Raw genomic sequence first — 15,535 nt, forward strand, 5'->3', positions numbered from 1 at the left:
AAATCCCTCCATAGTTGTTAGATGAATTATTGTATTTCATCTGACAACCATAAAGGGATTATCGCACAATCAAGGCTCCAGATAAATATTTTTATTTATGTACTAACACAACGAGCTATCTATATTACTCATACGTTGTGACCGCTAAACTAAAGTGAACCCTTGTTTATTTATCGTTACAACAACAATAAGCAGCGTTGTAACGATATCATTCTTAAGTAAAACTTCGCATGAAAATTATAAAGGCGTTTCACATCCTACCATTGCAATATTGAATACACCAAATGAAAAAAAATACCAAATGATAATTTTAACAGTGTTAATTAACTTTACGTAAAGCAATTGTACACCGTTGTGATTTAATTCTTATGGTTCCCGCTGTCTAAAAATCGCCTACTTTGACAGTTAAAGGCGATAATATTCATAATATTGATAAATTAAAAGCCTATGTAACATCGTTTATACACAAAAAACAACAATTATCATTCTCTTAATCCGTGGGTCCAGGGTTCGATCCCCTGGCCACCCATTTACTGATATTAACCAGTAATCACGCAGCGTTAAAACGCCGTGGTTGCTGGTTTTTTGTTCCCCCTCGATATCATTGATTCTCAGAAATCACCACCAGATGACCGTCAATTTGACCGTCACGAAATCAGAAATCAAGATAATGCGCTAACTTATTTGCGACCTCTTTATTTTGATTTTTGGTGACGTGCGTATAAATATTTAACGTCGTTGCCACATCCGCATGACCGAGTCTCATCTGAACTTCCTTGATCGTTGCACCTGCAGAAAATAGCGCCGAACAATGCGAATGCCTAAAACCATGCACAGTCACTTTGGTCAAGTTATGTGCGACCCGAATTGACTTAAGCCACTTTGCCGGTGTATTCAAAGACTTATAACCATTTTTGTTATTTGCAAAGATCAATTGATTAGGCTGGAGTGTGTTAAATCCTAACATCAAATATTTACGTTTCTGAATCGTCTTCCATTCTTTAAGATCATTGAGCGTTTTAGGATCTAAATCAATGGTACGCCTTGAATTTCTCGTCTTCGGCGCCTGAATGATCTGTCTACCCTTTTCGCCTTGTGTCAGCGTCTTATTGATCCGCATCGTACTGTCTTTAAATGAGATATCATTCCATGTCAACGCTAGAGCTTCGCCACGACGCACGCCACAGAAGGCGTATACTCTAAATAAGGTGTACTTCTCCATTTCCAACGTTGGATCAAGATAACTAAAAAATTCAGCCAACTGGTCTTTGTCCCAGAAATTTTCAAACTTATCTCCTGCAGACTCACGTTTCTTTGGTACTGTAATCAGTTTGGCAACATTCTTTTCAAGATAGCCATGCTTGATGGCAAATTCGAAAACATCGACGACATAATTGTACCAACGCTTGTAGTTGCGCGCCGCAATTTTAAACCAATCATTGACTGCCCTTTGTATTTGTGCAATTGTGATTGTTCTGATTCGATATTTCCCTAAGGCCGGTAAGATATGATTATCAAACATACCCGCCGTTCTATTCCAAGTACTCTCACCGACCGTATTTACATAGGCTTGATACCATTGCTCATAGACCGTCTGAAAACTAATATTGTTATCTTTCACGATAGCGCCACGCGAGGCCTCTAATTCCAATCTAGACGCCGCAAGCGAGGCTTCTTTTTTTGTGTTGAAACCTCTGCGAACAGTATGCTTAGGTTTCCCAGTTTGCAGATCAGTTCCTAAATAAATATCAAATTTCCAGAGCTTTTTACCTTGCTTCGTTTCATATTGCTTATATGATGCCATATCTATCAACCTTCCATAGCTAAAGCGCTGTCGAGGCGTGCTATGTATAGAAAGGTAGGTTTAATAACGTTTCAAAAAAATTAAATCATAATTTATTTTCTTCGATGAATTTCTTTGTATCAAGCGTCATTGATGTTAATCTCGAGAAACCCGCTTGTTGAAACCATATCTCTTTAAGAATCTCTTTTTGAAACAGAAAGCTCAGAGGTAGTTCCTCACCAAAGTGTTCTTCAAGTTCTTCTGCCTCTTTTAAGCAATCGTACTTTTTGGTCGTTGTATTAAAAAAGAAAAAACGTTCATTCATCCGACTATTTTTCGTCATATCATAAGCAATCAGATGAAGTGGTGCCTTCATATTCACATTTATGTCTGGTAAATGTTCATTGAAGGCTTCAACTATTGCAGGATCAGTTGTAATTAATTTGATAAACAAATTAAGATCAAATGGTTGAAATGTAAAGGGCATAATATGAACAATATTTCGTTTAACATCAACTGATAAAAAATAATCTATCTGTTTTTCATATCTGGACATAGAAATATAAGTGCTGTGCAAACTAGTCTTCAAATAAAAAATCGGTTCAACCTTTGAATTTAATGTCTCAATATATTTAGTGATTTGTAAAACGGTATACAAATCATTTTCATAACTAAAATCATTGGAGATTATCGCTTCTGTAAGTTCCCTGTATTGTTTGCTCGTTAGTTCAACGTTGGGAAAATGCAATCCTACTAGTTTCTTAATATATTCCTTTGGAGATCCATAGAGAATCTCGTCTATCGAAACTTTCCCTAAAAGTGCAATTTTCTTTAGCATATTCTCTTTTGGAATTGCTAGCCCACGTTCCCAACTATTTACTGTACTCTTCTTTGAATCAATCAAAATGCTAAAGTCGTTCATACTGTAATTGAGTTTCTCACGAATGGCACGAATGCGATTACCTACCTCAATCTTATCAACGTTCATTAGTATCCTCCTTCCTACAAACGTAACGTGTTAATTATTGACTATTATAGCATAGCATTCTGTTTAATCATACAAAACAGAAAATAATGATCGTATTAAGAAATGAGTTATTTTGCTTGACAATCTTTATTATCCCGATGTAAAATAAAAATGTTAATAATCGTGTTATTTTAAAGTGAATTAACCGATACATCAGGGATTATTTGTTAATACTAAAAGTATTAATTTATACACACAGGGGGGATGATCCAAATGGCCAGCGAGATGAAATTTGCACTTCCAGATGAAGTACAAGCAGAAATTAGTTTGATGTTCATCAAATCAGCACAACAAGCGTTCCAAGCTTTGATCCAGCAACAAGCTTATCCGCAGTACCTGAACCAGAAACAAGCGGCAGATTACCTAAGCATTTCCGTGACCAGTTTTAAAAAACTCAATATTCCTAGAGTGTCTCTAGAAAATATTGAGCGGTATGACAAAGCAACATTAGATCAGTATTGTAAAGCACACGAGTTCTAAAAATAAGCAAAGCGCTGTCGAGGCGAGCAATGCAAGCAACACCTATCTTAATTATCGTTTGATTCAGCGGTTGATCGCCAGCGTTCAATTGTTGAGCTGAGACGGTAAGTCCTTAGTCTCAATCGATCTTTGACAACTAAATAAAAAAGGCATTTAAGCCGAATTGACGACTCAAACACCTAGGATAATAACTGACACTATCATTCTAGTCGATACTGAGAATTAGTCAAGACGCATTCGCCGCGGGTTGCGAGTACCATTAAGAAAAACGTAGAGTTCAGGGTGTTTAGTACACACACTGGCCGTGCTGTATAAAAAACTGCATGCTATACCGTTGAAACGGTTGATCGGTTAAGACACCTACATCTATGAATAAGATCCATCTACATAGACGAAGCGCGATGATATGAGCGGAGCGATTCATCAATTCAGAGCAAGAAAGAAGCGAGGTTATGGATTTTGATACGGTAAAATTTAATGTTGAAAAAACATTGGGAAAACTCACTTTTCGCAATGCCACCCCAGCATTAGATCAATACGATAATCAGTCTGAACGCGGACGATCAATCAAAATTTTAAAATATCGATGTTACGAACTCGGATCAGAAGTACAAGCAGGTGCCACTCACGTTTTTATCTCAAATCGCGCGAATAAAATTAGTGATCTCAACTTTGATAAGCCGTGTGAACTTGTCAATCCAACAATACAAGTTAGATCATTGATTGATCGTTATCAAAGCGAAGACGGCGATACTTGCTATAAAGCTAAATCGCTATTGATCATCATTGCCAATGATCTCAAGTTTACGGAGGAAAGCTAATGACAACCACCTTTGGGATTGATCCAAAAAAGTTTTATCCAGAGATTGATGAAACGCTTGGAAGAATAGAATTTCAGAAAGTGCTTACCGAGTATCACCCTGAAGATTTGACTGGTGACATCGACCCAGATGAAGTTGAGTCAACACGAATTGAATTATATAGTCAGAACTTTCATGGTGCCGTGATCGTCACCCTCGTTGGTAGATTAGAAGGCAACTTTGTTTTCGGAGATGAAGTGACCTTGATCGGCGCTGAGTTTAATCCTTTTTCTATCCTCCCTGATCCGACTAGAAAAGAAGTCGATAACTTCTTTCAAATCAAAATCACTGGCTTAAGAAAAGTGGACGGCCAAGAAAAAAGCTAGTGGCGCGTAACACAGACGGGAGCAGGTATCCTGCGGACAGTGCCGGCGGTAGCTTAAGGCACGTGTCGGTGTAGTGGACGGAAATGTATCATTTTCGGGAGCGTTAGCGACTCGGCGGCGAATGCCGCCGCCTTCAACCCCCAACTGTAACACGGGGGTTGAAATCAAGAAAAACAAGTAAAAGTGATGGTCAAATACTGTTATATCAACGTTAGTAGCCGTCACAAAAATAATCAAAAAATGTGTCAGGCAAAGCCAAAAGATTCAAGGAAAGCGAAGTGTACAACAATGAGAGAGCTCGAAGATATCCCCCTAAACCAAGCACTAAAAGACTATCGCAAACGTAATCAGCTTTCACAACAGACCTTAGCAGATATTCTTAATATTGAACGTTCAACATTATCACGTTACGAAAAAGGCACTCGTCTGCCAACTGGAGAAGTTTTAAAAAGGATCAATCAATTCATGCCGTGGTTGATCAATCACGGTAACCCACTAGACGCGATCTTCGACTACATCAAAGTTCGCTTCAATGGTTTCACGCCAGAGGAGGTGATTACAAAAATCTTAAATCTACAACCAGAATTCTTTACGACTGAAGATTACAGCGCCAAATATTATCCGCAGGTTCTCGGTTATGGTAACATCAAGGTTTTGTCTGATCCAAATAAAGCCTCACAAGGTGTACTCATTGAGCTAACGGGGCAAGGTTGTCGTGAATATGAGCAAGTATTCGGTGAAGATGGGCTAGAATGGACGAATTTCTTCGCAGTCTGCTTACACAACAACGGCGTTTTCAAACGGATCGATATCGCGATCAATGATTACCTGCCGATCCTAAATATCCCTGATGTGATCAACCGTGTTAAGCAAGGAAATTTCAGTAGTCAGTTTAAAAAATATAGTGGTAACTTCGCCGGACTAACACCAAGTGATGATAATGATGACATTGCCTATACCACTGGTGAAACCATTTACTTCGGCACACCAAAATCAAACCTTCGCATTGTCTTCTATGAGAAAGATCAAGAGCAGGCAGACAAATATGATCAGTTACCAGAAGATGAGGCAATCAAAAATCGTTATGAAGTCCGTTTCAAAAATGATTATGCGGAAGATATTGCCGTTAAGTTCTTAGAATGTGCAGATAACATGTGGTTAGTTCTCGGTGTGATCGATCATTACGTAACGTTATTAGATTGGCCGAAACAAGCTAATATTCCTAGAAATGAATGGCAAATTTCGCAGGATTGGTTAGATCTTCTTAAGGACGTAGAAAAAGTCAAGCTCGTCACGAAGCCAAGGAAATATGATTTCCAAAAATCATTCAATACCCTAGCCCATCAATATGGATCAACGATTGCCATCACGCGTGAGCTCGATAAAGCAATGGGCACCGCCTTATTGGATACTTTGGTCAATGGTTCAAAGATGAAACCACGACAAGAAAAAATACTCGCCGCGGCGTTAGCGGAACATGATGAAATAGTTAAGGATAGGGATTGGCACGGGAACGAAGACTGGTAATCATTGCATTAATTTCAATAAAATGCGAATTTACAACCGTTGCCCAGAGATGGTCGTATTTTCGGTCTTAATGAAAAATCACATTCAGTAGTTTGAATGTGATTACTTGAATTTTTAAATAACGCTCATTTATTTATTATATGTATGGAAGGAGTCGCTGGCCCCTTCTAATTGACTTCTGGCGAAGTTGTAACCTAATTAATAGTGACATTCATTCCCGGTTGTTCAATTTAAATGTTTTTCGAACTATAATCCCAACCATCTGCAATTCTAACGGTTGCATATTTGGTTGAAACCGTAGATGTTTTTCTAGAACGAATGTATAGCGTTCCAATTTGCTTAACTCTATAAACCTTATATTTTGGACGGTAAATTATTATTTTTCTTTGATTTTTTGGTATCTTAATTGAGAATGATGTACCAAAAGTATGACTTGAAGTAATATTCACTCCAAATGCCGCATTGAGTTTTGCTTTACCCACAGGAATATCACCCGATATTGAACCCGAAAAGGATCTGCTATAACCCGTTTGTCTTGTGAATGAAAGTGTTCCTGCGCCTCTTGCAGATGGACCATTTCTCCAACTTCCGTAAGATCTCCCGGTATATTCCTTTGACTTTACTGCCCAAACTGTTGTGGAAGGAATATGCGCAGCTTTGACAACTCCCCGATCTTTGATACTTGACAAACTAAACAAACCAACAAATGCAATTAACACGATTGCAAATAACGTACGACCCTTCTTCATCTTTAACTCCCCCTCAAAGTAGTAAGCGGTTACAACTATAAGATAATAATATCACTTAAGGCGGAAATGTCAATCATTTTATGTTTATAAAACATTGGTGGGAGCTATTGAAACCACCTTCTAATACTCACGCATTCACTAAAAATTCACTTCAAGATTAGCACCTATTAAACGCACGGTAATCTATCTACGCATCTAGTTTTTTAATCAATGTCTATGATATACTAACTTATACCCATTCTTATGTACTTGGAGGAAATAAATATGGATCAGCATCAAAAGAACCAAAACTTCGAAGAGTTTGAAAACAACAATAATCTTTATCGCTCTGTAGTTCAGCTGGCCTTGAAAAACAATCGATATGCACGAAAATCAATTATCTTTTCTGGTTTCGTGGGAACATTACTTTTTGCGTTTAGTTTTTCAATCCTCTTTATTCAATTAATTTTCAACATAGAATTAAGCATCACAAGTATTTATATTAGCGTGCTTCTGTTTTTACTATCTTTTTTATCATTGTACGCTGTTATACACTCACTGCGATTACAGAAATCCGAAACAGATACAAAAAAGTATTATCAAACAATGTCAGAATTAATACAGAACTTTATTCCTGACGCAAATACCACCAGCGAGGCTGACATTACTGTACTAACAAGACGTACGATAGAATCTAATATTGAATCTTTATCAAAGAAGTTGAATCAGCTAAAACGCGATCAGCAAACAAGCGTGTCACAATTGTTAAAGCTTGTTCTGATAATTTCATTACCCTTTTCTCTTCTACTATATAAATTTGCAACACTTCCAGTGTTCATTACACTAATTATCATCGGTCTATCCTTTTTAGGATATATATCGTTTCTTCTTGTTAATGAATCTTTTTTTCTACTTCGACATTCGTTGGAAAATAATCAAAGATTGCTAACAATTGCCTATCACGAATTACTCCACTGCCTCACTAGATAATCGGTTAAATAAACAAGCTAAATAGAAAATTCATAAAGTTGAAGTGCTTCATAATTGTTAGACAAACAGTCTAATGATTATGAGGCACTTTTTGTATGGTCAAATATAATCCTGAGTTAAAAGCACAAGTCGTTGGTCAATATTTTAACGACAAGATGAGTGTGGTTGAACTTGCTCAGAAGTATCAGGTACCTCAACGTCAGATTCAGTATTGGATTCAGAGGTATCGCTTAGGCGGCGTCGAAACTTTGAAACGAAAGACAAGTAAACGAAAGTTTTCTACTGATTTCAAACTAAGTGTGATAGACTACTACCAAACTCATGATGAGTCTTTAGCCACTGTCGCCACAAAGTACGATATTTCAGCCTGTCAAATTAGTATTTGGCGAACTAAATCTAATCACGACGGTGTTGAAGCTTTACGGTCTCATCAACAAGGTAGGCCAGCCAAATTGAAACAGAAGAAGAAACCAACATTATCTCCAGAAAAACAAAAAGAAGTTGAACGACTGCGTGCAGAGCTTATTCAAAAAATAAAGACTTATACGAGGCAAGGTTAGAGAATGATATTCTAAAAAAATCAATAGCTCTGTTCGGACCTTCAAAGGACGACGCGAAACACAAATAGTTGATCGGATCAGAGCTGACCAAGCTAAGCTTCCCAAGTCTGAACGTTATAAAATCGAAGATATCCTTAAGGACATTGACCTAAAGAAGGCGACTTATCACGACAAGCGTAAACGAATTAGTAATCGTGATGATAAGTATGCGCGTGTGAAAGAGAAGATCATTGAAATCACGAATAGTGGGAAATATTGAGGACGTTTAACTGGTTTTTTGTTTGTCTAAAATATGACCGAACATTACCTAAAACGCGTAAATGATCGTCGTACTTTCAGAAAATACGACGAACACTGCAAATGTCTAAAACCATACACGGTCACTTTGCCAAATTATGTGTGACCCGAATTGGCCTAAACTACTTTACTAGCGTATTCAAGGACTTATAACCATTCTTTCTATTCGCAAAGATCAGAAAAAGACTTAGAGCAAGCCAACAAACACGATCAATTACCAGAAGCATTTAATGCCTTAGCCCATCAATACGGATCAACGATTGCTATCACACGTGAGCTCGATAAAGCAATAGGCACAATCTTATTAGATACACTGGTTAACGGTTCAGAGATGAAACCACGACAAGAAAAAATACTCGCCGCAGTGTTAGCGGAACATGATGAGATGATTAATGATTGGCACAGGAGCGAAGACTGGTAATCAACGATATCGGCTTAACGCAATAACTGTTTGTAGACTTTTATCCACAGACAACCCAATCTTAATAGGAACAAAAAAATCACATTCATCAGTTTGAATGTGATTACATAAATTTTCTGGATTCTATTTAGTTATACGCAGACTGATTCAAGGACTGGTAAAAATAATCTGAAATTAAGGCACAGCTAAAGGAAGTGCTTGAGGTTTTTCGGGGAACCACATAGCTAACTCTATCGTTGTTAATCTCTGATAATGCTTTACATATCCTGCTTAAAGAGCTTACTGACATCAATATCAATTTCTTTTAGATAACCCTCAGCTTTACTCAAAGCGACATCGTCACTATTAAATTTCGCAAATGTGTATGCCTGCAATAAATAGAGACTAGCCGATTCAGTCCACTTACCAGCTTGATTTTTGATCTCTGCGGCATAGAGATAATAATACTGATCAAGAAAATATGTTGTATGATGTTTCTGAGCAAATTTGATGGCAGTATCAAGGATTTTAAAAACTTTGTCATCTTTTTTATCACTCGAATAATATTTACTTAAATTGGCATATAGAAAAAGTGCCCAAAACGGATATTCATCTAAATCGGTTTGTACCATCATTGTCTCGACTTGATCAAAATAATAACCAGCCTTCTCAAGATCATTATTTTTGTTAATGTAACAAACACCGAGTTCGCAAGTCGCCACAATGGAATAAATGCTCATTCTAGTATCGGGTAGCTGTAGAATTCTGCTATAACCAAAGATGGCATCATCAAAGTTTTTCGTTAGCCACATCTGTGCATTTGTTTTTAAAAACAAATAATGAGCCTGTTGTTCCGGTTCCGCAATATTCTCCATGTCATCCAAAACTTCTAATAACTTTTCATATTGATAGTTCATGCTGAGACGGTCTGCCTCAGATAGTTGTTGCTCAATTGCTACATTACTATCACCTGAGATTACCTCAGTTGGTTTCATGCCTAATCTTGTGGTAATCCGCATTAAAATATCACTGCTAGGAACACTAGCGTTGCGTTCCAGTGAGCTAATCGTAGCTTGAGTTGTGATACCAGCTGCTAGTTCTGTTTGGGAAAAACCCAATTCAACTCTTTTTTTACGTAACTTTTCCCCATCAATCAAAATAATTCTCCTAACAATGTTTTAATTTTATTATATTATGGTATTATTAATAGAAAAAGAAAGGTATGTGAATTATTATGAAAAAGATCATCGTTGCTTTCTTGGCTAGCTTAACACTATCAAGTGCTAATTATATAACATTTAATAGTCTTAATCAAAGTACTCCTCCCACCTCTGTTGCTTCGGTACAGAAAATATCTAAGCTTCAAAGTGAAGATCCGGTAGAACAATTGCCCTATCATTAATTAAAAGGTAACTTGGATTTCAAACATAAATGGAGATAAACATTCTAAACGAATGCTTGTCTCCATTTTTCAATATCATAATTCCATTTTTATAACGCCACCACATCGTCTAACGTTTCCGCTAATTCGGGGCGTAGATGGTGCGTGATCATGATCAATGTCATTTCTTTTCGATGAATCAACATTTGCTCAATCGCATTGGCCATCACTGGATTCAAGGCAGAAGTGCCTTCATCAAGTAATAAGATAGCAGGATGTCCTAGTAAACCACGGGCCAACGCAATTCGTTGTCTTTGCCCACCAGACAGATTATCACCATGCTGTGTCAATTTGGTGTTCAACCCTTCAGATAACCCTGCAAGCCATGACTCTAATTGTGTCTCTTTAAGAACTTCCATTAGCATTTCGTCGCTGATCTCACGTCCGATGGTCAAATTAAATCGCAAGGTATCATCGAAAATATAAGGATCTTGATCAAGATAAACAATTTTTTTGGTCAGCGTTAATGGATCAATTGTGCGATATTCAATCCCACCGATCATCACGCTCCCCTCATACCCAGTCAAACGTCCAGTCAAAATATTTAATAATGTACTTTTCCCACGACCAGATTCTCCAATCACAGCATATTTACCGCCCGATTGGAAGGTATACGTGAATTGATTCAGAATATGCTCAGTACCATTGGGATAATGATAGGTGAGATTTTCAATCTTAACAGTATTATCACTAGGTAAAGTTGTTAACTCATGTCCAGATTGATTGCTAATAAATTGATCAAACTTAGTAAAAATCGGCAAAACGCCACGAATCGTTGAAGAATTATAGCTCAGCATGATCAAACCATTAAAAACACCACTTGCCACTGTGATAGACGAAAACAGTGCGCCCACATTGACTTGATGCTGATAGACTAACCATCCTGTTTGTCCAAGAATTGCGAGTTGACAAAACAAACTCACCAGGTTAATGGCCAGATTGACAGAACCACCAATAATTGAATTTCGTACGTTTACTTTTTTGACGTTTTGTGCAGAAGCAATGATTCGTTGACCAATGATATGCAAAGCATTCAATGAATATAAGGAATTGAATCCTTCAAAACTATCGTTAACAACGCTTGTAAATTCAGAGTTTGTGCTTGCAACACGTTCTGAAGATCGTTGTTGAATTTTTTTGAAGAAAAACGGGGCAAAATAAATCAGTAATCCACCGATTATTAGTGTGACAAGATAGGTATAACTGACAGTCGCAAGTGTAGCTGCGGAAACAACGATCATTACAACGGATGACATGTTCGTGAAAAAGGCGCTGAAGCCACTGCTATTGATCTGATTAATATCATTCGTCAGCCAAGATGTATAAACACTGCTATTATTGGAATGAAATTTTTCAAACGAAATTGATTCCATTTTAGCTGAAATATCATTCCTAATCTCATTATCCATGACTTGCTTTAGACCAGACTGAACAATTGAGTTCGCACCAGAAGAAACAAAATAGATGAGCATTAACACAACTTCGGTCAGCCCGAATCTGATAAAGGCATTCAAGTCCAATTTAATAATGCTTTGTAGCGCGTTCCCCTGATAAATGTACCCAATATTTTCGCATACTTGCCCGCCAATGCTGATTGCAAAAATGATAACGAGGAGAATTCTATGATTTCGTAGATATCGGTATATTGGCATATGGACTCCTTCAATAAAAAATAGCCAGGTGTTTACCACCTAGCCTAAAAACAAGATATTAATTCTCTATAACGTAAGTGATCCCACCATCCTTGCAGACAACCTGGTCGGTGATTGCTGTTGTGGTTGATTTAGAGAAGAAATCATTAATCGGCTCTGCGTAAAGTTTCTCGTTTGCAACTGCGTTGCTCAGCGATGTCGATTTAGGTAGAGTGGTTACAATTAAATCATTTTGACTTGTCATATACAAGACCTCCTAATAAGATTTTAATATTCAAATTGAATGTTGACATTATAGTAATGCTAAATTACAATTGTGTCAATAGAAATATAATTAAATTTAATTTTTATTTTACTTGTATACAAATTTATAGGTAATTGTAGGAATGAGGAGGATGTAAGATGGCTTACCCAAATGTTTCAACACTAAGTAATATCTTAGTAAACATGACCGTGCGCAAGGATGATCAGTGGATTTACGCAATGGACATTAACAACCCATTACCACTACAGGGATGGAAAATACACATTTCTTGTACACCTGATAATTTTGAAAAGGTGCTGTTTGCCCTTATTAAAGAATGTAGTAGTAGACCCAGCTTCTCATTTAAGATTCCCTCCACTCATCATAATATGCTAAATATGATCTACGGTCGTAATGGTTATTTAGTTACTGGAAAGATGATTACAATTTATCCAGTGGATCAGTCTGAAAAAGGACTAGCACAGCTGTGCCTTCGTATAGCACCAGTCACTCAATCCACGCCTATTCCAATAATTCCAACAGATATCCGTTTTGGTGATACGAGCCTATTTTTACGCTACGGGGCATTCACCAAGATTAAAGAATACGATACTTTTGGCGCTGAAGTACCGTCTCTGTTTAACAATCATGGGAAAATAGTTCCAGATATTCGAGCAATTAATCACTTTAAGCCCAATTGGATTGATACCCCACAATTTATTGAGCTCAGCAAAGTAAGCTCCAACAACTCAGATATTGATTTTGCAAGTCACGGTATTAATAACTTACAACTAATCAGTAGAAATTCTAAGGGAGCAGTTTTTCATATTATTCAGAACAATGCTGTCAGAATTCTTAAACAAGGTCTAGGCGAGTTGATGGTTGATGGACATCACACTTCTGGTGCAGATCGTTTTCTGAACGAAGTGACTGTTTTGAATCAACTGCCAAAATATGTTGAGCATCCAAAAGTATATGATTACTTCACTAATGGAAATAATTTCTATGAAGTGCAGGAAGAGATAGTTGGGGAAAAGCTTTTTAATCTGCTCTACTTAAATAAAACTAGAATCATTAAAGACCCACTCAAACTAATAGTACAGATACATCAGCAACTGTGTATGTTACACAAAGCAGGATTTATTTTTAGAGATTTATCTGCCTATAACATCATTATTGATAGCAATCTAAAACCACATTTAATCGACTTTGAATTATCATGCAAGATAGGGAGTGCAAATCCTTTGCCTGGTGGTTCTCCCGGCTTTTTTCCTCTTCACATTAAAGAACGAACGGACGCCGGAAGTAGTCAGTTTGCGGACAGCTATGCCCTAGGAGCTATAATTTTCTTAATCACAACAAAAATTGTTCCTGTTTCCCCAGAAATGACCGACGGAAAAACACGTTCGCAGTTTATTAAGCGATTACAGAACCTAACCTTACCGCTTAATCTAAATCAACAAGAAAGGCAACTAGCAGCTATTGGCATTAAATTAATGAACAATATTGATACCTCAGATAGTACTATTTCAGAACTATTAAGCACAGTAACTCATGAGAATACCGGCATAACAAATTATTCAATAGCGGCCCACATGGGTGAACTTCCATTGAAATATCCAACACATATTCTTACAAACCAATTTTATCAACAAAAGCTGAATTTAGAATTGATACTTCCTCTTTCACATTTTGTAAAAGAAAAACACTCAATTCCAGAATTTACTGAGTTACTTGGCTATCTTAAAAATTATTTATTGGTTCACCCGTTTGATGAGCTTCGTCCACACAATCTTATAAAAGGTGACATCTATTTGATTAACCTAATAGAAAAAGTTGTACAAGATCATGATTTATATAGACAACAATTTATTAATTATGAAGCAATGTGGCTACAAGCTTTTTTAACTTTTGATTACAATAAATTCCCGATTGGAATTCTATATGGTATTTCTGGCATCGGGATAACTATACTTAGAAGCATGAATAATTCTCCCACTCCAGAAATCAAACAAATCAAAGAGAAAATCGTCAATATTGTCTATAACAATATTCAGTCTAGAATGTACACCGATATGAGTGGTGAAGTAACGTGGGATATTGGAGCGTCTTCAGGAATACCATTAAACGAGTCTACAATTGACCTTGGATATGGAATTTCAGGTATTGGCATCTTTTTAATAGAGTATGCTAGGGCCACACAAAACATTGAATCAAAAAAAATATGTCAGCTCATATGGCAGCGGATTGTAAACTCAGTGACTTTTATATCCGATAAAATTATCATTCCACAAACCAGCGTTTCACCAAATGGATTTTTTGGTTTAAGCAATGGTCTTGCAGGAAATATGTTATTTATTGATGAATACTCCAGCTACACAGACAACAAGGCGGCTAGCGAAATCGTTAATCAAATTATTACAACCCTCTACAAAACTAACACCGTTGGATTTAATGTAGCAACCGGTTACGCTGGGATATTATTAGCATTAAGCAAAATATCTTTCACTAATAATAAAACTGAAATATTGAAACAGCGCCTTAATAATCTTCTCGTTGAGGGAGTATGCACTCAAAACGGCAAGTGTTCTTGGTCAAATTCCCTTAGTATTGATAATAATGATAATTCTTTTTTAACCGGTAGTTTAGGAATCATCCACACTCTAAAAGGCGCTTCTTATACGAAATAATCAATAGACAAAAAATCGCTATCCATTTTCACAGATAGCGACACACACGCCTCGACAAGCTTCAATCTTTTATTGATCTATGACCGTCAAATTGACCGTCACAAAGGATCATCACCACGAATTTATCCTTCAAAGTACCGGTGTACACGCGTTTGAGAGAAATCCGAGCTCAATCCCCTGGCCACCCACTAACTGATATTAACCAGTGACCACGCAGCGTTAAAACGCCGTGGTTGCTGGTTTTTTGTTTGGTCGGGCAACCACTAAATACCAAGAAATATAAAAGGATGGCAGCCATTATGGCAACCATCCAAAATACATAAAATTCAATCTAACTTCTGTCGAGACGTATGTGTCACTATCTGTAAATTGGATAGTGGCTTTTATTTGCTACCATGTTGTGGAATTGATATATCAACTAGCGTTAATTTATAACATTTACCATACATCTTCAAATCAACTTGAGTGTTTAAATAATTATGTGTAAATGAATTATTGGGAATTGAAAAAGGGAAGCCTCTCCCTTATGA

Annotated in this window: 13 protein-coding genes; 7 read left to right on the forward strand and 6 right to left on the reverse strand. The window is 37.0% G+C overall.

The window, feature by feature from the left end; genetic code table 11:
- Nucleotides 1-655: 655 nt before the first annotated feature.
- Both EKM67_RS09220 and EKM67_RS09225 read right to left on the reverse strand, forming a co-directional pair.
- Nucleotides 656-1,804, reverse strand: coding sequence for a site-specific integrase (locus tag EKM67_RS09220; RefSeq protein WP_057824518.1), 1,149 nt, complete (start codon nucleotides 1,802-1,804; stop codon nucleotides 656-658).
- An 85-nt stretch (nucleotides 1,805-1,889) separates the two neighbouring features.
- Nucleotides 1,890-2,771 (reverse strand): helix-turn-helix domain-containing protein, encoded by an 882-nt coding sequence (locus EKM67_RS09225; protein ID WP_057824520.1) that lies wholly within the window; start codon nucleotides 2,769-2,771, stop codon nucleotides 1,890-1,892.
- 252 nt (nucleotides 2,772-3,023) lie between these two features.
- On the opposite strand from EKM67_RS09225, the gene EKM67_RS09230 reads away from it, so the two are divergent.
- From EKM67_RS09230 to EKM67_RS09245, 4 genes are all read left to right on the forward strand, one after another.
- Nucleotides 3,024-3,290 carry a hypothetical protein gene (locus EKM67_RS09230; protein WP_057824523.1) on the forward strand — a complete coding sequence of 89 codons (267 nt, stop codon included), beginning with the start codon at nucleotides 3,024-3,026 and terminating at the stop codon, nucleotides 3,288-3,290.
- Between the two features lie 452 nt (nucleotides 3,291-3,742).
- Nucleotides 3,743-4,111 (forward strand): DUF961 family protein, encoded by a 369-nt coding sequence (locus EKM67_RS09235; protein ID WP_057824525.1) that lies wholly within the window; start codon nucleotides 3,743-3,745, stop codon nucleotides 4,109-4,111.
- Nucleotides 4,111-4,476 carry a hypothetical protein gene (locus EKM67_RS09240; protein WP_057824527.1) on the forward strand — a complete coding sequence of 122 codons (366 nt, stop codon included), beginning with the start codon at nucleotides 4,111-4,113 and terminating at the stop codon, nucleotides 4,474-4,476. The genes EKM67_RS09235 and EKM67_RS09240 overlap by 1 nt, the downstream gene beginning before the upstream one ends.
- Before the next feature lie 288 nt (nucleotides 4,477-4,764).
- Nucleotides 4,765-6,003 carry an XRE family transcriptional regulator gene (locus EKM67_RS09245; protein ID WP_164506633.1) on the forward strand — a complete coding sequence of 413 codons (1,239 nt, stop codon included), beginning with the start codon at nucleotides 4,765-4,767 and terminating at the stop codon, nucleotides 6,001-6,003.
- 230 nt (nucleotides 6,004-6,233) lie between these two features.
- Here the strand turns inward: EKM67_RS09245 and EKM67_RS09250 are convergent, their stop codons facing one another.
- Nucleotides 6,234-6,752, reverse strand: a complete 519-nt coding sequence (locus EKM67_RS09250) for a hypothetical protein (protein ID WP_125578736.1) — start codon at nucleotides 6,750-6,752, stop codon at nucleotides 6,234-6,236.
- Between the two features lie 264 nt (nucleotides 6,753-7,016).
- On the opposite strand from EKM67_RS09250, the gene EKM67_RS09255 reads away from it, so the two are divergent.
- Together EKM67_RS09255 and EKM67_RS09260 are read left to right on the forward strand one after the other, a co-directional pair.
- On the forward strand, nucleotides 7,017-7,721 hold the full coding sequence (locus EKM67_RS09255) for a hypothetical protein (protein ID WP_057823718.1): 705 nt from the start codon (nucleotides 7,017-7,019) through the stop codon (nucleotides 7,719-7,721).
- Between the two features lie 95 nt (nucleotides 7,722-7,816).
- Nucleotides 7,817-8,281: a helix-turn-helix domain-containing protein gene (locus EKM67_RS09260; protein WP_225417358.1), complete on the forward strand. Its 465-nt coding sequence runs from the start codon at nucleotides 7,817-7,819 to the stop codon at nucleotides 8,279-8,281.
- Nucleotides 8,282-9,256: 975 nt separating this feature from the next.
- Here the strand turns inward: EKM67_RS09260 and EKM67_RS09265 are convergent.
- The 3 genes from EKM67_RS09265 to EKM67_RS09275 form a co-directional block, all read right to left on the reverse strand.
- Nucleotides 9,257-10,135: a helix-turn-helix domain-containing protein gene (locus EKM67_RS09265; RefSeq protein ID WP_164506634.1), complete on the reverse strand. Its 879-nt coding sequence runs from the start codon at nucleotides 10,133-10,135 to the stop codon at nucleotides 9,257-9,259.
- Between the two features lie 334 nt (nucleotides 10,136-10,469).
- A complete protein-coding gene (locus tag EKM67_RS09270) occupies nucleotides 10,470-12,071 on the reverse strand; it encodes an ABC transporter ATP-binding protein (RefSeq protein WP_125578738.1) in 1,602 nt (533 codons plus the stop codon).
- Nucleotides 12,072-12,129: 58 nt separating this feature from the next.
- Entirely contained in the window at nucleotides 12,130-12,315 is a 186-nt protein-coding gene (locus EKM67_RS09275; protein ID WP_125578739.1) for a hypothetical protein, read from the reverse strand.
- A 158-nt stretch (nucleotides 12,316-12,473) separates the two neighbouring features.
- Here EKM67_RS09275 and EKM67_RS09280 point away from each other — a divergent pair, with 158 nt between their 5' ends.
- A complete protein-coding gene (locus EKM67_RS09280) occupies nucleotides 12,474-15,005 on the forward strand; it encodes a class III lanthionine synthetase LanKC N-terminal domain-containing protein (RefSeq protein WP_125578740.1) in 2,532 nt (843 codons plus the stop codon).
- Nucleotides 15,006-15,535: the final 530 nt, after the last annotated feature.

Origin of the sequence: Lapidilactobacillus mulanensis (genome assembly GCF_003946215.1) — a bacterium.
GTDB classification, from domain to species: Bacteria; Bacillota; Bacilli; order Lactobacillales; family Lactobacillaceae; genus Lapidilactobacillus; species Lapidilactobacillus mulanensis.

Excerpts from the sequence above, each read along its gene's own strand:
- EKM67_RS09220 (WP_057824518.1), bottom strand. The coding sequence starts at position 1,804 with ATGGCATCATATAAGCAATATGAAACGAAGCAAGGTAAAAAGCTCTGG.
- EKM67_RS09225 (WP_057824520.1), bottom strand. The coding sequence starts at position 2,771 with ATGAACGTTGATAAGATTGAGGTAGGTAATCGCATTCGTGCCATTCGT.
- EKM67_RS09230 (WP_057824523.1), top strand. The coding sequence starts at position 3,024 with ATGGCCAGCGAGATGAAATTTGCACTTCCAGATGAAGTACAAGCAGAA.
- EKM67_RS09235 (WP_057824525.1), top strand. The coding sequence starts at position 3,743 with ATGGATTTTGATACGGTAAAATTTAATGTTGAAAAAACATTGGGAAAA.
- EKM67_RS09240 (WP_057824527.1), top strand. The coding sequence starts at position 4,111 with ATGACAACCACCTTTGGGATTGATCCAAAAAAGTTTTATCCAGAGATT.
- EKM67_RS09245 (WP_164506633.1), top strand. The coding sequence starts at position 4,765 with ATGAGAGAGCTCGAAGATATCCCCCTAAACCAAGCACTAAAAGACTAT.
- EKM67_RS09250 (WP_125578736.1), bottom strand. The coding sequence starts at position 6,752 with ATGAAGAAGGGTCGTACGTTATTTGCAATCGTGTTAATTGCATTTGTT.
- EKM67_RS09255 (WP_057823718.1), top strand. The coding sequence starts at position 7,017 with ATGGATCAGCATCAAAAGAACCAAAACTTCGAAGAGTTTGAAAACAAC.
- EKM67_RS09260 (WP_225417358.1), top strand. The coding sequence starts at position 7,817 with ATGGTCAAATATAATCCTGAGTTAAAAGCACAAGTCGTTGGTCAATAT.
- EKM67_RS09270 (WP_125578738.1), bottom strand. The coding sequence starts at position 12,071 with ATGCCAATATACCGATATCTACGAAATCATAGAATTCTCCTCGTTATC.
- EKM67_RS09275 (WP_125578739.1), bottom strand. The coding sequence starts at position 12,315 with ATGACAAGTCAAAATGATTTAATTGTAACCACTCTACCTAAATCGACA.
- EKM67_RS09280 (WP_125578740.1), top strand. The coding sequence starts at position 12,474 with ATGGCTTACCCAAATGTTTCAACACTAAGTAATATCTTAGTAAACATG.